At 51.1% G+C, this 20,479-nt stretch carries 17 protein-coding genes; 10 read left to right on the forward strand and 7 right to left on the reverse strand.

Going from position 1 to position 20,479, the window contains the following annotated elements:
• Positions 1-371: 371 nt before the first annotated feature.
• The 3 genes from HMPREF1246_RS04820 to HMPREF1246_RS04830 are packed head-to-tail and all read right to left on the reverse strand — an operon-like array spanning position 372 to position 4,646.
• Positions 372-1,631: an SLC13 family permease gene (locus tag HMPREF1246_RS04820; RefSeq protein WP_021736872.1), complete on the reverse strand. Its 1,260-nt coding sequence runs from the start codon at positions 1,629-1,631 to the stop codon at positions 372-374.
• An 11-nt stretch (positions 1,632-1,642) separates the two neighbouring features.
• Positions 1,643-2,683, reverse strand: coding sequence for a lactonase family protein (locus tag HMPREF1246_RS04825; RefSeq protein WP_014128228.1), 1,041 nt, complete (start codon positions 2,681-2,683; stop codon positions 1,643-1,645).
• Positions 2,684-2,699: 16 nt separating this feature from the next.
• A complete protein-coding gene (locus HMPREF1246_RS04830) occupies positions 2,700-4,646 on the reverse strand; it encodes an aconitate hydratase (RefSeq protein ID WP_009016434.1) in 1,947 nt (648 codons plus the stop codon).
• Between the two features lie 129 nt (positions 4,647-4,775).
• Between HMPREF1246_RS04830 and HMPREF1246_RS04835 the strand changes: the two genes are divergently transcribed.
• Positions 4,776-5,708, forward strand: a complete 933-nt coding sequence (locus HMPREF1246_RS04835; RefSeq protein WP_021736869.1) for a LysR family transcriptional regulator — start codon at positions 4,776-4,778, stop codon at positions 5,706-5,708.
• Positions 5,709-6,513: 805 nt separating this feature from the next.
• Positions 6,514-6,654, forward strand: coding sequence for a hypothetical protein (locus HMPREF1246_RS10490; RefSeq protein WP_021736870.1), 141 nt, complete (start codon positions 6,514-6,516; stop codon positions 6,652-6,654).
• 205 nt (positions 6,655-6,859) lie between these two features.
• Here the strand turns inward: HMPREF1246_RS10490 and HMPREF1246_RS04840 are convergent, their stop codons facing one another.
• On the reverse strand, positions 6,860-7,372 hold the full coding sequence (locus HMPREF1246_RS04840; protein ID WP_021736873.1) for a hypothetical protein: 513 nt from the start codon (positions 7,370-7,372) through the stop codon (positions 6,860-6,862).
• Positions 7,373-7,438: 66 nt separating this feature from the next.
• Positions 7,439-7,567, reverse strand: a complete 129-nt coding sequence (locus HMPREF1246_RS10985; RefSeq protein ID WP_255345423.1) for a hypothetical protein — start codon at positions 7,565-7,567, stop codon at positions 7,439-7,441.
• A gap of 338 nt (positions 7,568-7,905) precedes the next feature.
• Here HMPREF1246_RS10985 and pepD point away from each other — a divergent pair, with 338 nt between their 5' ends.
• Both pepD and HMPREF1246_RS04860 read left to right on the forward strand, forming a co-directional pair.
• Positions 7,906-9,387, forward strand: a complete 1,482-nt coding sequence (pepD, locus tag HMPREF1246_RS04845; RefSeq protein ID WP_021736874.1) for a beta-Ala-His dipeptidase — start codon at positions 7,906-7,908, stop codon at positions 9,385-9,387.
• A 1,622-nt stretch (positions 9,388-11,009) separates the two neighbouring features.
• Complete coding sequence (locus HMPREF1246_RS04860) at positions 11,010-11,345, forward strand: helix-turn-helix domain-containing protein (RefSeq protein WP_009016243.1); 336 nt, start codon at positions 11,010-11,012, stop codon at positions 11,343-11,345.
• A 200-nt stretch (positions 11,346-11,545) separates the two neighbouring features.
• Here HMPREF1246_RS04860 and HMPREF1246_RS04865 read toward each other — a convergent pair whose 3' ends face one another.
• Both HMPREF1246_RS04865 and HMPREF1246_RS04870 read right to left on the reverse strand, forming a co-directional pair.
• Positions 11,546-12,784, reverse strand: a complete 1,239-nt coding sequence (locus tag HMPREF1246_RS04865; protein ID WP_009016244.1) for a Glu/Leu/Phe/Val dehydrogenase — start codon at positions 12,782-12,784, stop codon at positions 11,546-11,548.
• A gap of 133 nt (positions 12,785-12,917) precedes the next feature.
• Complete coding sequence (locus HMPREF1246_RS04870; protein ID WP_016459695.1) at positions 12,918-14,141, reverse strand: HD domain-containing protein; 1,224 nt, start codon at positions 14,139-14,141, stop codon at positions 12,918-12,920.
• Positions 14,142-14,458: 317 nt separating this feature from the next.
• On the opposite strand from HMPREF1246_RS04870, the gene HMPREF1246_RS04880 reads away from it, so the two are divergent.
• The 6 genes from HMPREF1246_RS04880 (at position 14,459) to cytX (ending at position 19,890) form a co-directional block, all read left to right on the forward strand.
• Complete coding sequence (locus HMPREF1246_RS04880) at positions 14,459-15,466, forward strand: ABC transporter ATP-binding protein (RefSeq protein WP_014128220.1); 1,008 nt, start codon at positions 14,459-14,461, stop codon at positions 15,464-15,466.
• Positions 15,463-16,323 carry an ABC transporter permease gene (locus HMPREF1246_RS04885; RefSeq protein ID WP_021736875.1) on the forward strand — a complete coding sequence of 287 codons (861 nt, stop codon included), beginning with the start codon at positions 15,463-15,465 and terminating at the stop codon, positions 16,321-16,323. The genes HMPREF1246_RS04880 and HMPREF1246_RS04885 overlap by 4 nt, the downstream gene beginning before the upstream one ends.
• The gene (locus tag HMPREF1246_RS04890; RefSeq protein ID WP_014128219.1) at positions 16,304-17,101 is read left to right on the forward strand and encodes an ABC transporter permease; all 798 of its coding nucleotides are present in this window, start codon (positions 16,304-16,306) and stop codon (positions 17,099-17,101) included. The genes HMPREF1246_RS04885 and HMPREF1246_RS04890 overlap by 20 nt, the downstream gene beginning before the upstream one ends.
• Positions 17,102-17,104: 3 nt before the next feature.
• On the forward strand, positions 17,105-18,166 hold the full coding sequence (locus HMPREF1246_RS04895; protein ID WP_009016248.1) for a spermidine/putrescine ABC transporter substrate-binding protein: 1,062 nt from the start codon (positions 17,105-17,107) through the stop codon (positions 18,164-18,166).
• A gap of 175 nt (positions 18,167-18,341) precedes the next feature.
• Positions 18,342-18,578, forward strand: coding sequence for a hypothetical protein (locus tag HMPREF1246_RS04900; RefSeq protein WP_231368236.1), 237 nt, complete (start codon positions 18,342-18,344; stop codon positions 18,576-18,578).
• Between the two features lie 127 nt (positions 18,579-18,705).
• Positions 18,706-19,890, forward strand: coding sequence for a putative hydroxymethylpyrimidine transporter CytX (gene cytX / locus HMPREF1246_RS04905; protein ID WP_021736879.1), 1,185 nt, complete (start codon positions 18,706-18,708; stop codon positions 19,888-19,890).
• Positions 19,891-20,479: the final 589 nt, after the last annotated feature.

A 20,479-nucleotide genomic window follows, 5' to 3' on the forward strand; every position in this document is an offset into this window, starting at 1 on the left:
CTGGAAACTGTCCCTGTCAGTTTCCAGGCTTCTTATTGTATGGGTGTTAGAGGTTGTTATTAGGATTTCAATCTGCAAACCCTTTGGTTTCCTGTGATTGAGGATCGCTACGTTTCAAATTCTACCACAGGGCAGGCATTTTGTATAATAGATAATTATGAACATGATATAGAGTAAAACTATGGCTCTTTTATTTATTTTTTACTCAGCCCAAAAGGAACGAAGGCATATTTCGGGCGTCTTAACGATGCAATTGTGGTGCGTATCTTCTTGCGGCAGGGCATGCCATCATTGGCATCAGAGCAATCTTTTAAAAGCCAATGATGACACGTACCTACATCAAGTCGGAGCGATCCTTGCTCCGACCAAAACTACAACGCCACCCGATACACACCAACAAGGGCCAACACAAAAACCAGCACCAACGCCGCAAGGCCCCAGAAGACGAGGGAAAGGAAGATTTTTTGTTCCTTTTCCTGATTGTCCTGTTCGTCAGCCATGAGCAGGGCCATGATCATGCCCCCTGTTGTAGAGACCGGAGAAAGGCCTGTAATGGTGCCGCCAATGACAACAAGGGATCCCAGTTCAATCGGGTTCAGGCCGCCCACGGTTTCCGCCACGCTCGAGACGGTGGGAAGCAGGGTCGGGAAGACAACGCCGAGGCCGGACGAAAAGAGGCTCATAATACCAGCCGTAGCTCCCATGATGGCGCTTCCTGTAAAGGGCGTCATGAGAGACGACAGGGCAAGGGTCAGCAGTTTGATTCCGCCGGTCTTGATGACGATGCTCATAAGGGTACTGACGCCGGAAACCATGATAAGAACGCCCCAGGGCACGCCTTTAAAGCTCTTACTTTCGCTAGCGCAATGAAACATAAGAAGGACCGCCGCCACGGCAAAGGAGACCAGACCGATATTGAACTTAAAAAGGACAACCAGGATGCTCATGACGACAAGGCCCGAAAGGGACAGGAGCTGCTTTTTGCTAAAGGATTCCTGCTCCCCATCTTCTGATTCCTCCGGCACCGTGACGCGCCAGCCTTTATAGTATACAAAGCAGATCACCGCAAGAAGAAGGCCCGAAATCACCTGGTTCACAAAAACGGGACGGACAGCTTGGGCCACGTCGACGCCCGCTTTTGTAAGGAGCTCATAGGTGAGGATCCCTTCAGGCGTAAGGGTGGTCATGCGGCCTGAAAAGCAGCCGCAGCAGCCGATGATGGAAAGCATAAGGGGGCTATAGCCATGGGCTTTCGCAATGGGAATGGCAAAAGCCGGCATGATGGCAAGGACCGGGATGGATCCAGGGCCGCACATGGTAAGCCCCGCCCCCATGAGGTAGATCAGGATGGGAATAAGGAAATTGTTTCTTCCTGCCAGGGAGACGATTTTCTTTGCAAGCAGGGTAATCGTCCCGTTCACAGTAAGAACGCTGAAAAGAAAGGTGACGCCCATGAGCTTGATGAAAAGGTTCGGATTGAAGCCTTTCAGGATGGACGCATCGTTCATGCCCGCAAGGCGCCCCAGGATGAGGGCAAAAAGGAGGGATACGAGACCGACATTGGTCTTGCGGAAAAAACCGAGGATGATCGCCAAAAGAAGCAGTACAAGGGAAATGACACCTAGATCCATATGCCTTCACCTCACTTAAAGACGATGCTCGTCGGGCTTTCCGTATGAACCGTTTTGCCAGTATAGGTGAGACGGCCCGTTACGGGATCGATGGCAAAGAACTTCAGCGTGTCGCTGTCTTCGTTTGCCACAACAAGTTCTGTCGCGTCAGGACTGAAGGTCATAAAGCGCGGCGTCTTGCCTTCGCAGGAAATGAACTGGCGGCTGCGCAAAAAGCCGCTCGGTTCTTCGATGCCATAGACAGCGATGCTCTCATGGATCCGGTTAGAAGCGTAGACAAAGCGGCCACTTGGGTGAACGAGACTGGCGCTTGCCTGGCCCTGGCCCACATAGTCTTCGGGCAGGGTCGGCGTCACCTGATGGGGCGTAAGGACGCCCGTTGTATCGTCAAAGGTAAAGTAGCGCATGCTGTTGCCTTTTTCGTTCACCAAATAGGCCCGTTTATTGTCCGGCGTCAGGTCAATGTGGCGCGGCTCGTCATAGGTGCGGGCATCTTCGATATGAACGCGGGTCAGCTTGCCCGTTTCGTCGTTGACGCGCAGGACCCATACCCGTTCATAGCCAATCTTGCGTCCCTGCGTAGGAACAAGGAGGAACTTCCCCGTATGGTCAAGGAGGCATTCATGGGCATGGGACACGCCGTTTTCGTCAAGGCCTTCAAGATGCTCTACATAAACGGCAGCGCCCAGTTTCCCATCAGGCAGGATGGGCAGGCTTGCCACGGCTCCGCCTTGGAGGGTCGCCACAAAAAGGAACTTGTTGTTGAGGCTTGGCGTAATATAGACAGGGTTCCGGCCTTCGGCGCGGACCGTATTGAGGAAGGTCAGGCTGCCGTCATTTTCAACCTTGAAAGCACTCACATCGTTATCATCGCCATGCACCGTATAGAGAAAGGATGTTGTCCGGTCAAAAGCGAGAAAGGACGGATTTTCCAGGATCTTCGTAATGCTTTTGAGCGTCCAATCGCCCTTATCATTGATCTCGTAGCAGGAAATGCCTTTTCCCCGGGCATTGCGTTTTTTCGTCGTTCTGCAACCTACATAAGCAAACATGGTGTGTCCCCCTTTCCTACGCTTCAGCCAATCGTTTTTTCGTATAGCGCAGTTTCCCGCCGGCAAGAAGGATATCAGCTTCAAGGTCGCTCACTTCGAGTCTTGCCTTGAAGGTAAAGCCCTTCGTTTCGTCCGTCACGATAAATTCACGGTTTTTCAAGGATTCCCGCAGGTTTTCTATGGAAAGTTCGTCTTCCTGGTCAATCTTGTCATAGTCGGACGGATCGGCAAAGACAGCAGGAATGACACCATGATTGATGAGGTTGTTCTTATGGATGCGGGCAAAGCCCTTCGTAATGATCATCTTGACGCCAAGGTACATGGGCGTAATGGCCGCGTGTTCGCGGCTCGAGCCCTGTCCATAGTTGCTGCCGCCAATGATGAAGCTCTTTTTCATGGTCTGGGCCCGTTTGGCAAAGTCCGGATCATACCGGCAGTAGGCGTACTGGGCCATGGCGGGCATGTTGGAGCGCATGGAGGAAAACTCGGCACTTGCCGGCGTAATATCGTCGGTCGATACGTTGTCGCGGGCTTTCAGACTGACGCGGGCCGTGAGCGTATCTTCCGGGGGATCGGCCACGGGAAGCGGCTTGATGTTGGGGCCACGGACGATTGTCACGTCATTTCCTTCCGGCGCCGGCTGGAGGAACAGGCTGTCGTTTACAGGATACGCATCAGGCTCCTTGATGGAAGCAAGAACGGACACATCGTCCATGACTTCGTCAGCTGTCGCAAAGACCCCTTTGATGGCCGTCGCAGCCGCCGTTTCAGGGCTTACAAGATAAAGGGATGCGTCAGGTGTGGAACTGCGGCCTTTGAAGTTGCGGTTGGACGTACGAACAGAAACCCCCTTGGAATTGGGGGCGCAGCCAATGCCGCAGCAGGGACCGCAGGCAAGCTCCAAGACACGGGCGCCGGCATTCAGGAGGTCTCCGATCACGCCGTCTTCCATGAGTTTGAGGTAAATCTGGCGGGAGCTGATGCCGCAGACAAGGCTCACGCTTTCTGCCACCTGGTGTCCCTTAAGAACAGCCGCGGCTTTTTTGAAGTCGCTGTAAGAACCATTGGTGCAGCTGCCAATAAAGACCTGGTTGACGGGCACTTTCGGTGCCTCTTTAACGGGTACGACGTGATCGGGCAGATGCGGCAGGGCAATGAGCGGCTCCAAGGCCGACAGGTCAATATCGATTTCCTCATCATACGAGCAGCCTTCATCAGGCAGGATTTCTTCAAAGTCCCCTTCCCTTCCTTGGGCCCTCAGATAGTCACGGACCACGTCATCAGCTGGGAAAAGGGACGTCGTGGCATTCATTTCAGCGCCCATATTGGTGATGGTCATGCGTTCCGGTACGGAAAGGGTTTTTGCCCCGTCACCTACATATTCGAAGAGCTTTCCCGTGCCGCCCTTGACGGAAACGCGGCGCAGCATTTCAAGGACGATATCCTTTGCCGCTACTCCGGCACGCAGATGGCCCGTCAGGTTCACCTTGACAATTTGAGGCATCTTCAGGACATAAGGAAAGCCGGCAAGAGCGGTGGCAATATCCATCCCACCTACACCGATGGAAAGCATGCCCACGGCACCGCAGCTTGGCGTATGGCTGTCGCCGCCCAAAAGAAGCAGGCCCGGTTTGGCAAAACGGCTGCAGTGCAGGGTGTGGCAGATGCCATTGCCCGCTTTGGAAAGGACAAGGCCGTATTTTTTAGCAAGGGTCTGGAGATAAATATGGTCGTCCGGCGTCTTGTTATCGATCTGCAGCAGGTTATGGTCAATGTAGCTTACGGATAGTTTCGTCTTGACGCGGGGCACATCAAGGGCCTCAAAGGCCAGATAAGCCATGACGGCATTGATGTCATGGGTGAGGGTATGGTCAACGATCAGGCTGATTTCACTGCCTGGGATCATGTCACTGGGTGCAGCCAAATGGCGGCGGATCAATTTACGCGCTACATTTTCTTTCATCATGAAGCTCCCCTTTCTTAAGCAATCAATATCAAAGGATTCTGAAAATATCCTATCATAGTGCTTGCCTTTCGTATAATATTTGCTTATGATATATCTATAATATGATATTATAGAAGAGGTGACTTCATGGACAGCCGGGAACTGCAGTATGTCATTGTCATCAGTGAAAAGGGCAGCTTTTCCGAAGCAGCCAAATACCTTTCCGTCAGCCAGCCTGCCCTTAGCCAGTACGTACGGCGCGTCGAGGACCGCTTGGGCTGCGCCCTTTTTCTGCGCGGCTCGCAGGGCCTGAAACTCACGCCAGCTGGCGTTACCTTCGTAACAAAAGGCCGTGCCGTCCTTTCTGCCATCAGCGACCTTGAAAAGGAGATGGTAGCTTACCGCTGGGGTAAAAAAGAAGGCATCACCGTCGGAGCCTCCCAGTTTTATGGTAAATACCTCCTTGTGCCCATGCTCGACGTCCTGCGCAGTACGGCCTCGGACCACCATGTGGAAATCATCGAAGGGTCCAGTGACCATCTTGAAGAAGAGATCCTCAAAGGGCACCTTGACATGGGCTTTTTCCCAGAACCCATTCATCATGAGGACATCAACTTCGTTCCAATCTATGAGGAAGAAGTCTATTTTGCCCATGCAGCGGAAAATAAGGACGCGGCTGCCCTCATCAAGCACGCATGGGACGGGAAGAGCCTCAACCTTGCCCCCTTTCGGGACCTTCCCTTTATCATGCTCCGCAAAGGCCTCAAGTTCCACGACCTGACGCAGTGCCTCTGCCGAGAATATGACTTTTTCCCCAAAGCCATCTATGAATCGGACAACCTTGATACTGTCTACTCCCTCGTAAGCCATAACTACGGCGTCGCCTTCCTGCCCTCTACCCTGCTGCCTGTACTGACAAAAAAAGACAGCAACGTCCGCTTCTACCCCCTCGCCTCAAAAAACGCCCAGCGCCGCATCGGCATTGCCTACCTCGGGACAAGATTCAAGGAAAAGAAGATGCAGGCCCTGGCGAAGGAGATCAGAAACCGGTTACTTGGCGCGCAAATTTTGCCAAGTTGATGGCCCAGTGCCCTGTTACGATATGTTATGCAGGGGCTTAGGGCGGTGCGTGGGACCGTGCGATAGGTTTCTTATTACCCGGCGCAAAAATCGTGCCGATTATCATCATGAGTTGCCTGCATTGCCTTTTTACGATTCATGAGGTGGCAATGAAGGCATGGTGCATCATAAAATAGTACGTATCACAATCTCATTTTTAAGATGCCAAAAGAATGCCGACATACGTCTCTCCTAGGATTTTATCGTTTTATTAGTGGAATCATGGACGCGCAGAAAACTGTGACTGTGGGATTTTGTCAGTGGAAGCAGAGTCTCCTCACAATTGGACCCATCTGACCAAAATTCGCAAAAAGCAAATGGAAATAAAAAAAGCCAAAGGGTCAACACCAACCATGTCCCTACGGTACTTGGCGTTGAACTTCATTCACCCTTATACATGCGAATCGATGCATTGGAAAATACGAAGGCGTGGTGCTCCAGATGGTGTCGTAATATCTATATAAAAAATCAGTTTCTGCAGGCTCCAAATAAACTCTTTGGCCCGATTGGGGTAAGAAACGAGGAGGGAGACTTTGTATGCGCCTATAGGATGAAGAAAGTTAAGCCTTCTTTTAGAAACCTTGGGCAAAGGTCAGCATGCTAAAATCAAGGAATAATCCCACGAAAGGCATTTTAACCCAAGGTCGCGATTGCCTGTAAAAACCATCCGAATATTTTCCGTATTCGCATCCTTCCTTCATCCCTTGAATCCTGCCTTCTATCGCGATAGGATACGAACATCCTTTCTATCTGATCCGTATCCGTTTTGGGCGGCTGGTCCTTCGGTGTCCATCTTCTCCGGGGACTTGTCGGCATCTGGGTCGCCATGGCCCTTGATGAATGCAGCCACGGTCTCGTTTTCTTCGGGCGCTGGCATCAGGGTACGTGGCGCCGGGCACTCATCTGATAAAGGGCGCCGTGAAATCATCGATTCAAACAAATAGGCCCATCCGGTTTTCTTGAACCGGATGGGCCTATTTACGCTGATTGATTGACTGGAGGCAGCCTTGCCTTCATCGGCCGTGCACTGAAAGGCTCATCATCCACTGTATTTCAGATTGATTTTGTCCATCAAAAAAGTACTGCAAGAACCATCTTGCAGTACAGCCAGGTCAGTCATGCTCCTTTTGATAATTGGAAATAATAACGGACCCATCAAGGATAGTCTTTACCAGGTTCACGAAATACGCGGCCTTTTGTTCCACATCAAAATCCTTCCCCCGCTTGATGGCTTCGTGAAGGAATGTATGATAGAGAGAATTTAAGAGCACGGGTGTAATTTCTTCAACTTCTTCCGTATAGTTTTCTTCCCGCAGCAGATTGGTAAAAAGCAGACGGTACTTATTCACGAGGATTCCCTCGCGCATCACCTGGGCAAAACCGGCATCAATGCCATTGAGCTCTTCGGGATAGAGCTGGTTAAAATAGACCCGCATAATACGTCCCAGCTCTTCACTGTGGGGACCATAGAACATATTATAGAAGGCCTTTGGCTTTCTAAAGCTCACACTGGCAAGGCTACGGAAAAAATAAATATAGCGGTCCTTCCACGTCATGTCGTCCGTACGTCCTTCCAGGACCTTTTGGAAAACATCGCGAAAAAAGCTCACGGAACCAAAGAGCATCAGCTCATCCAAGTCTTGGAAGTAGTTGTAGATTGTCGCACTGTTGTAACCAGCCTTTGCGGCAATCTAACGGATGGAAAGCCCTTCTTCTCCGACCGAATCCATGAGACTTTTCGTAGCTTCGATAAAGATTCTCATGTTCTGGCGCTGCAAGGGGTTCAGATGAGCCTCCCCATAATCTTTTTCAGTATCCATATTAATCATGCAACTCCTTAACTTAAGATTCCCTATCATCCGCTAGGCCTCCCCACCATAACTCCCAATACGACCTGAAGCAGATGTATTTCAATGCATGTTGCTATTATACTACAAATCATGTATGTGTTAAGCCAAATTGGAGAAATCTAATCATGTTTATCATTGCTTGAATAATGGTTGTTACCCAGTGGACACTACCGGAGCAAAACTGTCTAATGATTCGCAAAAAATAAGGTCAGCTCTTTACAAATCACGATTATGGAGAAGTCCTTGTGACAACCTCAAAGGGATATGCTACAATGAGAACAATGATACCAAAGAGGAGGGTCTTTGCCATGGCAGTACCAAGAACACTTGAAGAATTGAACCAGCATCCTGTTTTTTCCTATTTTCTTTGGCTTTGTGAAATTCCCCATGCTACCTTTAAGGAAAAAGCCCTGAGCAACGCAATCTACACGTGGGCCAAACGACACGAGAAATGGATGAGCTGGCAGGATACCCATCATAATCTATATATTCGGAAACCAGCCACACCGGGCTATGAAGCAAAACCGGCCCTGCTCTTTCAAGCCCATCTGGACATGGTCTGCGTGGCCGCACCGGGCGTTATCCATAACTTCGATAAAGATCCGCTCACCCTTGCCCTTGAGGGGGACCGCCTCACAACGGGCGGCCGGACGACCTTGGGTGCTGATGACGGCATTGGCGTGGCCCTTGCCATGGCTCTCCTAGACGATGAAACCCAGGCCCATCCGGAAATCGAAGTTCTTTTCACGACAGCAGAAGAAGAGGATTTCAGCGGGGCCGCGGCAGCAGATATTGATTGGTTCCATGCCCACCAACTCATCAATATCGATAATGCCCGGGAAAACCATGCCACTACGGGAAGCGCCGGCGGCTACGGGATCCACTACGAAAGGCCCGTCATACCGGAAAAACCTGGTAAGAACCTGACCTATTTCAAGATTGGAGTTGGCGGCATGATGGGCGGCCACTCTGGGGAAGATATCCACCGCGGACGGGGAAGCGCTATTCGCCTCCTTTCCCGGATGCTTTTTGCAGCCCGCCGAGCCATTCCTATCCAGCTTGCAGGCTTGACTGGCGGGGTCTTCCGTCTGGCCATTGCCCGCGAAGCAAGTGCCGTCATCGGGGTTCCGGCCCATGTTACGGATGGGTTCCTGGCCCTTATGGAAACCATGGAAAAGGCCCTTACGGCAGAATATAAGGGCGCCAATCCTCGGCTCTTTTTCACCAAGACCCCAGTCGCTGCGGATGAAATCGAAGCGGTCCTTTCCGTCAAGGAGACCAAGGCCCTCATCCAGTTCCTGATTCTCATGCCCCAAGGGGTCATGGAAATGAACGGGGAGGTTCCTGGTGTCGTACAGACCTCCATCAATACGGGGAAAGCAGATCTGGACCTCAAGAAAGGTCTTTTTACAACAGAATCGGAAGTCCGCTCCTCCTTTGATTCCCAGCGCGACGTTGTCAAATACCGGTTCGATACCTTGATTGAACTTCTTGGCGGTAAACTTGCCGTCTACGCCGTCTATCCCGGCTGGCCCAATCACCCGGATTCCAAGATCAAGGACCTTGTAACAAAGACGTACGCAGAAGTCTTTCATAGGGAACTTGCCGCAACGCCTGTCCATGTCGGTCTTGAATGCGGCTTCTTCCTTCAAAAGCGCCCGGATCTTGACTGCATCTCCATCGGTCCTGACGCCGGCAACCTCCATTCGCCGGAAGAGTGGCTCAGCATTCCCTCCACTATGCGCATGTTTGAGTTTATTAAGGAGATTGTGAGAAAGGTGATTGAGTAAACAGCTGACGTAAGGGAGCTGTGAAGCTGTGATGCTATGAAGGCTGTCAAGCTGTCTATTCGTCCTCACGGACGAATGCTGTCTCGAGCCTTCGGCTCTGGCTATCAGGCTATAAAGAATAAACCAAACAGCGCCAAACCGAACGCGTATCAAAGGTTCGGTTTGGCGCTGTTTCTTTAGGAATGATGCTTCGCATCGAGTACTAAGGCAAAAGACTCAACATAAAAAGAGAACCGCAAACCGAATCAAGACACGAATTCGGTTTACGGCTTTTTTTGGGGATGGCAATATTTTTGATTTGATTTATCCTAACGATTTTTCGCAGCACGAAAGCAGGAAACGGTTTCTTCTTGTTAGCACTATCTGGTTTTATCTTTTGCCTTAGAGACGGCGAATGTCGTTCCGCCTTACCAAGGCGGGGCGGATCGATTTCGGAGAAATCGAGCTCAGAGGCAAAAGACCCGACAGGGTGCCTCTCCTCGCAGATTGCTCGTTTCGACTTTTAAGGACAAAACTATTTTCTGCTGCCAAGGATTTTGTACTTTTGGTGTACAGTCTTTTGCCTTCGTGTTTCGCCTTAGAGACGGCGAAAGCCGTTCCGCCCCACCAGGGCGGGGGTATCCACCAAGCAGGCTTGGTGGGTGGTGGATGAGGAGGGCGGTTTGTGCCCGACGTCTCCCTACGAGCGGTAGCGAGGAACATTTTTCGATGGTTCAAGGCTGTCCGTAAGCGCAGTTTTCTGCGCTAGGCAGACCGCAGAACCGTGTTATCGAAAAATCAATTCGGCGCCCTCCCAAAGGGCGGTTTGGCGCCGCGCGTTAAGGGGGGTTCCCTCGGGCCTTTTAGGCCTACATAGGTACCTGTAACGCCGGACCCCAACCGCCCCCTGCGGGGAAACGGGTCCGAACTTAATCCGCCCTCAAACATGTTTCTCGGACTTCCGCTTCGCTCCAAAAAGCGTCCTTCGAAACTCCGGGCGGATATGCCTCGCTAGCCGCTCGCAAGGAAACGTCTGCTTCGCGTCCTCATCCACCACCGAAAGGGCACGCTTGCCTCATTGGAATGAGGCAACATGCGGCTTTCGGTCCCCCGCCCTGGTGGGGCGGATCGATTTCGGAGAAATCGATCTCTAAGGTAAAAGACCGGACGCGTCGCCTCTCCTCGCAGATTGCCCGTTTCGGCTTTTAAGGACAAAACTATTTTTTGTTGCCAAGGATTTTGTACTTTTGGTGTACAGCCTTTTGCCTTCGTGTTTTGCCTTAGAGACGGCGAATGCCGTTCCGCCTTGCCAAGGCGGGGCGGATCGATTTCGGAGAAATCGAGCTCAGAGGCGAAAGACCCGACAGGGTGCCTCTCCTCGCAGATTGCTCGTTTCGGCTTTTAAGGACAAAACTATTTTTTGCTGCCAAGGATTTTGTACTTTTAGTGTACAGTCTTTTGCCTTCGTGTTTCGCCTTAGAGACGACGAATGCCGTTCTGCATAATAAAGAGGGCTTTTTTCCAACAAGTACGCACCTTTTTATAACCTAGGTCACCTTTTGGTGACTGTCTTGTACTCTCTTGCGTCTCCGCTTGTAATGAAAAAGTAAGCATCAATAAAGCATAAGGAAGGAGCCCTTGCCATGCGGACCAAAGAAGAATTGCCAGCCTGCCCCGTTGCAACGACCGTATCCCTCATTGGCAGTAAATGGAAACTGCTCATCCTCCGCAACCTACGAATCCGTTCCTGGCGATTCAACGAGCTCAAACAAGACCTTGACGGAATCAGCCAGAAAGTCTTGACCGATTCCCTCCGCAGCCTGGAAAAAGACGGCATCATCACCCGCACGGTCTATCCCGAGATCCCGCCCCGTGTAGAATATGCCCTAAGTCCCATTGGGAAGTCCATGGAGCCGATTATTCTAGCCATGGAAACATGGGGTAAGAAATACCAAGCCCTGCTTTCAGAGGAAAAATAAAAAACCCCCAGTAATGAATCTCTCATCATTCCTTACTGGGGATTTTTGTCATCTCTCGATGAGGGGAGAAATTTCCGTGACCCCCTCCCCTCTAAGGGGAAGGAATCTTCTGCCGCCACACAAAATAAAAGAGGCGCCACCGAAGTGGCGCCTCTTTTGTTATCGTGTTTCACAAACACGAACCGTTGTGGGTTCTTAGATTAAAGGCCTTTTCTCAGTTTGAGGGCTTCAGCAATCGTGCCGATAGCTACGATGTAAGCACCTACACGCATGGTGGTGTTGTACTTCTTAGCAGCATCGTAAACGTTTGCGAAAGCTTTGACCATCATCTGTTCCTGTCTGTCAACAACTTCTTCTTCGGTCCAGAAGTATCTGTAGAGGTTCTGTACCCATTCGAAGTAGGAAACAGTTACGCCGCCGCCGTTAGCGAGAACGTCAGGAACAACTTCGATGCCTCTCTTATGGAGGATGACATCAGCTTTATCATCGGTCGGGCCGTTAGCAGCTTCGACGATCATCTTAGCTTTGATCTTGTCAGCGTTCTTTTCAGTGATCTGGAGTTCCAGAGCAGCCGGAATCAGAACATCAACATCCTGGAGAAGAACTTCGTCGCCGCTGATAGCGGTAGCACCAGGATAGCCTTTGATCAGGCCGTCATGAGCTTTGGCATATTCTTCAACTTTGTACGGATCCAGGCCGTTGGCATCATAGATACCGCCGGAGATATCGGACAGGGCAACAATCTTCAGGCCTTTATCGGCTGCGCATTTAGCAGTCCAGGAACCAACGTTGCCGAAGCCCTGGATAGCGATGGTTGCATCTTCCGGTTTGATGTTGTGGCGTTTCAGCAGTTCCAGCGTAGCGGTGATAACGCCACGGCCGGTAGCGGAGGTACGGCCAAGGGAGCCGCCCATGCAAACAGCTTTACCAGTGATAACACCCGGTTCGAACTGGCCTTTGATGATGGAGAATTCATCGGTCATCCAAGCCATGATCTGAGCGTTGGTGTTAACGTCAGGAGCAGGAATATCCATCTTTTCGCCGATAACCGGAGCAATCTTGTCGATGTAGCCACGGGTCAGTCTTTCGAGTTCGCCTTTGGAGAGCTTGCGAGGATCAACGATGACGCCGCCTTTGCCGCCGCCGTAAGGCAGACCAGCAATTGCGCATTTCGTGGTCATCCAGAAGCCCAGCGTCTTTACTTCATCCATGGAAACGTTCTGATGGAAACGAACGCCGCCTTTGCCCGGGCCAAGCACCGTGCTGTTGCAGGAACGATAGCCAGTGAATACTTCAACGTGACCATCATCCATCTTTACAGGGATGCTGACTTCAACCGTGCGTTCCGGGTTGGAGATGATCTTTTCGATGTTGGGATCCAAGTTGATCAGCTTGGAAGCTTCAGCCATAGGGATTTGTGCCATTTCAAATAAACTCATTTGTAGCGCCTCCTAAAAAATAGTATCTAATGAACCCTTACGAGCACATTATAGCACAATTCAGAGTTGACAGAGTATTTTTTTGTATTTTGTATACAATTTGTTTTTCTACATCGAAAAAGCTAGGCACAGCCTAGCTTTTCATTGTATTTGTAAATTGTTCGTAGACCTTGTCAAAAGGAATGCCAGCAATAATTTTTCCCTCATATTGCTTGGGCAGGGCCTTGATGACGCCGGCTAAATGACTCGAGGTGATGCCGCACTGGATGCTCAAAAACGCTTCCATAAAGGCCGCCAAGTGGTCGCAGCCCTTGAGCATGGCTCCGTCAATGGGTTCATAGCGGTCTTGGTTGTAGGCCTCGGGAATGTCCCCCGTAAGGAGCACCACACGCCCCTCTTTGCGGATCCGGTTCTGGAATTCATGCATGGTGAAGTTCATGATGTCGCCATGCCAGCTGTCAGGCAGGAGGGGCAGGAGGATTTCCTTCATCTGCCGGTTCTCGATTTCCTTGATCAGGTCATCAAGGCCTTCGATGGACCGTTTGATGGGCGAAATGATATCCCGCGTAAGGACTTCGGGCAGGTCATGCCAAAGTCCACCCAAAAAGTCATTGACGACACGGCTGCGGCAGGCCCCCAGCTTGCGGGCACAGAAATAACCCATGATGGCCACCACCAACACATGCCCCATGACGGAAGTCTCAGGTACGCGGGGCGACTGGCTCCAGCGCTTTTGGAACCGCAGTTTTCCAATGAGGTCGACGAATTTGCGGGTCTTTCCTTCCATGGCAATCTTCTGGACGCCGGCAAGGTTATAATGCTCTTCCAGTTCATCCCGAATGGTGCTTTTGATCTCTTCAACGCCAAAGATGCCTTCATTCATATGGTAGATGATGCGGAACTCCCATTCCGTGGCAAGATAGTGGGCAGCGCGGAGGATCTGCTTTTCAAGGCTATGATCCTTTTCATCATAATAATGGCGCATTTTTTTCATGAAGTGACTGCCTTTTAAGGAAGGAATGCGCTGCTCCAGTTCCCGGTAGACCCACTTATTGAGAAGAGGGCCCTTTTCACGCATGAGTTCATGGTAGATGGGCGGCTTGATGTCCGTCAGGACGACGCGGTGCAAAAATTCAAAGATGCCGCCTTCAACAAGGACTTCCCAATCAAGACGCGCTCCATGATCTTGTTCTTCACAGCGGGCAAGAACGTACATGATCATCATTTTATGGGCCTGCTTATCCAGTTCCGTAAAGCCCTGGGGCCGGATATGATCGTTCCAGCGCTGAATATGGGCAGCTTCAAAGATAAATTCAATAAGATCCCGGGGAAGTCCCAAGGTTTCAAGTGCGGTCATGGCAGCTCCTTTCCCCTGCTTTCCGGCAGGTGCCCTTCTTTATGGAATCATTCTTTTGATGCTCTTATTATACCCTTTTCTCATGGTCTCTGGGGGCATTTTTCGGGGCTCCATCGACTGTTTCACAAAAAATTCGTGCTTTTTTCCCTCTTTTTCAAAAATCACGGCCTTTTTCCGCAAAAATCTTTGTACAAATCCCGCCTATGCTATATAATGGTAAGACATCCTTAAAAATTTGCATGACCGCTGATTTTTAGCCAAATCAGCGCTTTTCTTGCGAAAATCCACTGATAGAGAAAGGTTGTGACACAACAAAGATGAAAGAGATGATCCGACTGGTAGGCATTACCAAGGAATTTGAACAAAATACCATCATCCCTACCTTGGACCTTACCATTGGCGACGGAGAATTTGTCACCCTCCTCGGCCCTTCGGGCTGCGGCAAGACGACCATCCTCCGCATGATTGCCGGCCTTGAGCATCCGACGACTGGTCATATTTATTTGGATGACGAGGACGTGACCTCCCTTGCGCCCTATAAAAGGAATGTCAACATGGTGTTCCAGCACTATGCCCTCTTCCCGCATATGACGGTTGAAGACAATATTCGCTTTGGCCTCATGATGAAAAAGGTGCCCAAGGAGGAACAGGATAAGCGCATCGATCAAGTGCTCTACCTCACGCAGCTGGAAAACCTCCGCTACCGCAAACCGCAGCAGATGAGCGGCGGCCAGCAGCAGCGCGTTGCCATTGCCAGAGCCGTCGTCAATAACCCTAAGGTGCTGCTTCTTGACGAACCGCTGGGTGCCCTTGACTATAAACTGCGCAAAAAGATGCAGCTTGAACTGAAGAATCTCCAGCGCGGGCTTGGCATCACTTTCATCTATGTTACGCACGATCAGGAAGAAGCCCTCACCATGAGTGATCGGGTCATCATCGTAAAGGACGGCCGCATTGAGCAGGACGACCCGCCTGCGGCCATCTACCAATATCCCAAGAGCCAGTTTGCCGCAGGCTTTATTGGTGAAAACAACTTCTTTGACATTGAAGGCGATGAGGACCACGTCCTTGCCGTAAGGCCCCAGTTCATCGAGGTCTCCAAGGAAAGCGAGGACCTTGAAGGAACGCCCAAGGAACCTTTCTATTATGGATCCGTTGTGGAACTGCTGTTTACGGGGACTTTTGATAAGGTCTTTATCCGGCTGGACAACACCAACCAAATGGTGACAGCCTACCAATATTATGATGACAAGAAACGGTGGAAGGCGGACGACCGCGTTGGCATCAGATGGAACGCCGAAGAAGCCGTGAAGGTGATAAAATGAAGCGGGGAAAGCTCCTTGTCGTCCCGGCCATGGGATGGCTGACCCTCTTTTTTGCCCTGCCCCTCCTTATCGTCGTGGTCGTGTCCTTTGCGTCCCGTACCGCCTACGGGCAAGTCGTCTTTAACTGGACGCTCGCAAACTACACTCGCTTTTTCGAGCCTCTGTACCTGACGATTTTTGCATCGACCCTCGTCACGGCCTTCGTGACAACGCTCCTTACTTTTGCCATGGGCTACCCCGTAGCCTACACCATTGCTATGATCCTGCCCAAAAAGTGGCAGCAGGCGGGCATCATCCTCGTCATGATTCCTTTTTGGATCAACTTCCTGATCCGCTCCTTTGCGTGGGTCATCATCCTGCGTTCCCAAGGACTTGTCAATACGCTCCTCCTCTACATGGGATTCATTGAAAAGCCGCTCAACCTGCTCTATAATGACGCAGCCGTCCTTCTGGGCATGGTCTACGCCTTGCTTCCTTTTATGGTGCTTCCCATCTATGTTTCCCTGGAACAGATGGATAAAAGGCTCCTGGAAGCAGCCAGCGATCTTGGTGCCCCGCCCAGCGTGGCCTTCCGCAAGGTGACCCTGCCCCTTACCATGCCCGGTGTAGCCGCAGGTTCCATCCTCGTCTTCATTTCTTCGTTGGGGATGTTCGTCGTTCCGGATATCATGGGCGGCGCCAAAAGCGCGCTCATGGGCAACATCATCCAGAACCAGTTCCTTGCTGCACGCGATTGGCCCTTTGGCAGTGCCCTTTCAATCATCCTGGCATTTTTGGCCCTGTTGATGATCCTTTTGTACTACAAGGCCCTTCAGGCCCAGAAAGGAGGCGCCCAGCATGCAAAAAACCTGGCGTAGTACGCTCCTTGTGGCCTACACCTTGGCCATCCTGGCCTTTTTGTACCTGCCGCTATTTATCCTTACCCTCTATTCCTTCAACGATTCCCGCATCAATGCCGTCTGGGCCGGCTTTACGCTCAAATGGTATGCGTCCCTGCTCAGCAATGACCGCGTCCTCGAGGCCCTGACCAATTCCCTGCTCATCGCTTCCATTACAACGGTCGTGACAACGATCATGGGAACCTTCGCTGCCATTGCCCTCCATCGCTACCAATACCGTTCGAAAACCGTTCTCAACAGTCTGCTCTACCTTCCGATCCTCATCCCGGAAATTGTCATGGGGCTGTCGCTTTTGATCCTTTTTTCCCAGCTCGGTCTTTCCCTTGGGAAACCGACCCTGATTGTGGCGCACATCACGTTCTGCCTGTCCTTTGTCATCATCACCGTCGGAGCCCGTCTGGAAGGAAGCCGGCAGGATATCGAAGAGGCCGCCAGCGACCTTTACGCGACGCCGCTGCAGACCTTCCGCTATGTAACGCTTCCCATGATTGCGCCAGGCATCATCGCCGGGGCCCTCATGGCCTTTACCCTTTCCATCGATGACTTTGTCATCAGCTTCTTTGTGGCGGGCCCTGATTCGACGACCCTGCCCCTTTACATCTATGCCATGGTTAAACGGGGCATTTCCCCGCAGATCAACGCCCTTTCCACCTGTATGATGCTGGTCACGGTTTCCCTTGTGGTCGTAAGCCAGCTTTTGCAGATGAAGAGCCTCCATGATACCCGAAAGGAGTAAGCTATGAAAAAATTCCGCACCCTTTTTACCCTCATCTTGGCCCTTTTCCTCCTTGCTGCTGCCGGCTGCGGCGGCGGAAAGGAAACAAAAAAAGAAGAAGGCCGTGTCCTCAACATTTTTAGCTGGGCTGATAACTTCAATCCTGAAGTCATCAAGGAATTCGAGAAAAAATATGACTGCAAGGTCAACTATGACGTCTTTGCCAATAATGAAGAACTCCTTGCCAAACTGCAGGCCGGCGGCGCCCAATATGATGTTATCCAGCCTTCGGACTACATGGTCACGACCATGAAAAAACTGGGCCTTTTGGAAAAACTCGACAAGAGTAAGATGCCCAATACGGAATTCGTCATGGATAAGCTCAAAAAGAATACCTTTGACCCCAATGGTGAATATTCCGTCGTCTACACCTGGGGCATGACAGGCATCATCTACAACAAGAAATACGTCAAAACGGCTCCGACCAGCTGGCAGGATCTGTGGAACCCTGTATACAAGGGACGCGTCATCCTCCTCAACGACAGCCGTGAAGTCATTGGCATGGCCCTCAAGAAACATGGTTTTTCCAACAACGCAACGGATCCGGGCCAGATTGACATTGCCTTCAAGGACCTCAAGACCCTGGCGCCGAACGTCCTTGCTTACGATACGGATTCCATCAAGCAGAAATTCATTGCTGAAGAAGCGTGGATCGGGATGATGTGGTCCGGCGATGCCCACTTTGTCCATAATGACAATCCCGATGTCGGCTTTGTCATTCCTAAGGAAGGAACCACCGTTTGGGCCGATACACTGGCCATTCCCAAAGGCGCCAAGCACAAAGAGCTGGCAGAAGCCTTCATCAACTTCCTCTACGATCCGGAAGTCAGCGTCAAAAACTATGAATACATTGGCTACAATGACCCGAACACGAAGGCCACTTCCCTTCATAAAAAAGACTTCATCAACGATCCCATGTTGAAGATGGCTGTTGACGAAATCGATAAGGGCGAATGGCTCACCGATATCGGCGATGCGATTACCCTTTATGACAAGGATTGGACGGAACTGAAGACCATCAAATAAATAAACTGGGACCGCTCTTGTGAGGGCGGTCTTTTTTTACGGCAAGAAAGACGCTCCTTACGGGGTATCTAGAATATCGATGGCTAAATGCCTTGTAATTTTTAGGAAAAGGACTACAATATTAAACGCGGCAGGGTGATTCCCCTGCCGCTGATTTTGCGAGGGGGTAATGACCATGACAGAAAAAGATTATGAAACCAAGGTCCAGGAGATTGCGCAAAGCGCCTGCTACGACAAGGCAGAGAAATTGGACCTTACCTATAAAGGCTACCACGTATTTGATGCCCAAGGGACTTCAAGTGTCCTTTCCGGCTATCCGCTCTTCATCCTTGCGGGAAAAGGAACGGTCCGCCGCTCCGATATCCATGAAACATACGATATCATGGGAGCACTGACGCAGGAAGCACGCTAAGAAAGTCAAAGGGCGTGCGAAGGAATGCAGATTTCTTCGCACGCCCTTTTTCTTGTCTGGGACAAGGTCCCATAGTATACTGAAGATATAAGAAATCATTTCATGAAGAAAGCAGCGTGATACAAGCATGGATTCTCAGCAAACTTCTGTTTTTTCAAATGGACTCCTCTGGTTTGGTGCCGGTATTTCCATTGCGGAAATCCTTACAGGCATGCTCCTCTCCCCTTTGGGATGGGAAAAGGGCCTCTGGGCCATCTTCATCGGCCATATCATTGGCGGTGCCGTCATGCTCGGAGCGGGCATCATGGGAGCCCGGAGCCGGTGCAGCGCCATGGAAACGGTCAGCTTTTCCTTTGGTAAGGAAGGCGCCAGGTTCTTTGCCGGCATCAACGTCATTCAGCTCATCGGCTGGACGGCTGTCATGATTGTCAGTGCGGCAGCAGCCGCCGAAATCATTGTGCCTTTGGGAATGGCGCTCTGGGACCTCATCATTGGCGCCCTCATTGCCCTATGGATTATCATGGGAATGACAACCCTTGGACGGGTCAACGTCCTTGTCATGACTGCCCTCTTTCTTTTGACTGCCGTCCTTTCAGGCACCATCTTTGGCGCTGACACTGCCGCGGCGCCAAGCGGCACCATCACCTTTGGAGGCGCCGTGGAACTAGCTGTCGCCATGCCGCTTTCCTGGCTCCCGGTCATTTCGGACTATACACGAGAAGCGGAAAAACCGGTGAAAGCAACCGTCGTCAGCTGCCTGACCTACTTTGCCGCCAGCTCCTGGATGTTTGTCATCGGTATGGGCGCGGCCCTTTTTACGGGTGAAAGTGACATTGCAAAGATTATGCTCGGTGCCGGCCTTGGCGTATCGGCCATCGTCATTATCCTCTTGTCGACGGTCACGACAACCTTCCTTGACGCTTATTCAGCGGGCGTATCCGGCCGGGCCCTGACAACATGCCTTTCGGAAAAAGGACAGGCCCTCATCTCAACGGCCCTTGGCACACTCCTTGCCATCACCGTTGACGCCAGCCGCTTTGAAGACTTTCTCTATTTCATCGGTTCCGTCTTTGCTCCTATGACGGCCATCATGCTGGCGGATTACTTTTTTATCCATGAAAACCACCAAAAAGAACGTGTAAGCGTCCTGAAACTCCTGATTTGGGCCATCGGCTTTGGCCTTTATCGCTATCTTCTCAATGCCGATACGCCGCTCGGCGTAACCTTCCCCGTCATTGTGGCCGTCATGGTGATGGATGTGGTTGTGAGTAAAATAGTAGGTCAGTCCAAAAATCGGGCTGATTTGAAGTAGAACGTGAGACCCTAACTTTAGAATAGATGAAAGGGAAACGGCGCGGCTTCTCATCCACCACCAATAAGGCATGCTTGCCTCATTTTATATGGCAACATGCAGCCTTCGCTTCCCGCCTTGGCAAAGGCAGATCGATGCTGCACACCGAGTAACTAAGGCAGAACACGAAGGCGTGTCGTTCCGGAAGGTATCGCTATCTTTCTGCCTTTTCTGCCATCAACCACTTGCAAAAAATAGGTAAAATATAAGAGCCCTACCCCGAATCTGCGCTGATGTTCGGGGTAGGGCTTACTTGTAGGCTTATGTTTTTGGGTCTTTTGCCTTACGAGCAGGAGCAAGGCACATTCTTCGATGGTTCAAAGCCGTGAATCGCAAGACACCGCGAAGCGATTTGGCAGTAGGACCGTGTGACCAAAAAATCAATTCGGTGCCCTCCCTGAGGGCGGTTTGGTGCCGCATGTTTGGTTCTTTTTTCCTTAGCGGGGTTACTTTTACAACACAACACTGCCCTCCAGCGGCACGATGCTTGCTCTGACTCAAAATCAAAGCTTGACAGCAGCGCAGCCATGGCTGCAGCCAACAAAAAAAC

The sequence above is a fragment of the Acidaminococcus sp. BV3L6 genome, assembly GCF_000468835.1.
GTDB lineage: Bacteria > Bacillota > Negativicutes > Acidaminococcales > Acidaminococcaceae > Acidaminococcus > Acidaminococcus intestini.

Excerpts from the sequence above, each read along its gene's own strand:
- HMPREF1246_RS04820 (WP_021736872.1), bottom strand. The coding sequence starts at position 1,631 with ATGGATCTAGGTGTCATTTCCCTTGTACTGCTTCTTTTGGCGATCATC.
- HMPREF1246_RS04825 (WP_014128228.1), bottom strand. The coding sequence starts at position 2,683 with ATGTTTGCTTATGTAGGTTGCAGAACGACGAAAAAACGCAATGCCCGG.
- HMPREF1246_RS04830 (WP_009016434.1), bottom strand. The coding sequence starts at position 4,646 with ATGAAAGAAAATGTAGCGCGTAAATTGATCCGCCGCCATTTGGCTGCA.
- HMPREF1246_RS04835 (WP_021736869.1), top strand. The coding sequence starts at position 4,776 with ATGGACAGCCGGGAACTGCAGTATGTCATTGTCATCAGTGAAAAGGGC.
- HMPREF1246_RS04840 (WP_021736873.1), bottom strand. The coding sequence starts at position 7,372 with ATGCTCTTTGGTTCCGTGAGCTTTTTTCGCGATGTTTTCCAAAAGGTC.
- HMPREF1246_RS10985 (WP_255345423.1), bottom strand. The coding sequence starts at position 7,567 with ATGGATACTGAAAAAGATTATGGGGAGGCTCATCTGAACCCCTTGCAG.
- pepD (WP_021736874.1), top strand. The coding sequence starts at position 7,906 with ATGGCAGTACCAAGAACACTTGAAGAATTGAACCAGCATCCTGTTTTT.
- HMPREF1246_RS04860 (WP_009016243.1), top strand. The coding sequence starts at position 11,010 with ATGCGGACCAAAGAAGAATTGCCAGCCTGCCCCGTTGCAACGACCGTA.
- HMPREF1246_RS04865 (WP_009016244.1), bottom strand. The coding sequence starts at position 12,784 with ATGAGTTTATTTGAAATGGCACAAATCCCTATGGCTGAAGCTTCCAAG.
- HMPREF1246_RS04870 (WP_016459695.1), bottom strand. The coding sequence starts at position 14,141 with ATGACCGCACTTGAAACCTTGGGACTTCCCCGGGATCTTATTGAATTT.
- HMPREF1246_RS04880 (WP_014128220.1), top strand. The coding sequence starts at position 14,459 with ATGAAAGAGATGATCCGACTGGTAGGCATTACCAAGGAATTTGAACAA.
- HMPREF1246_RS04885 (WP_021736875.1), top strand. The coding sequence starts at position 15,463 with ATGAAGCGGGGAAAGCTCCTTGTCGTCCCGGCCATGGGATGGCTGACC.
- HMPREF1246_RS04890 (WP_014128219.1), top strand. The coding sequence starts at position 16,304 with ATGCAAAAAACCTGGCGTAGTACGCTCCTTGTGGCCTACACCTTGGCC.
- HMPREF1246_RS04895 (WP_009016248.1), top strand. The coding sequence starts at position 17,105 with ATGAAAAAATTCCGCACCCTTTTTACCCTCATCTTGGCCCTTTTCCTC.
- HMPREF1246_RS04900 (WP_231368236.1), top strand. The coding sequence starts at position 18,342 with ATGACAGAAAAAGATTATGAAACCAAGGTCCAGGAGATTGCGCAAAGC.
- cytX (WP_021736879.1), top strand. The coding sequence starts at position 18,706 with ATGGATTCTCAGCAAACTTCTGTTTTTTCAAATGGACTCCTCTGGTTT.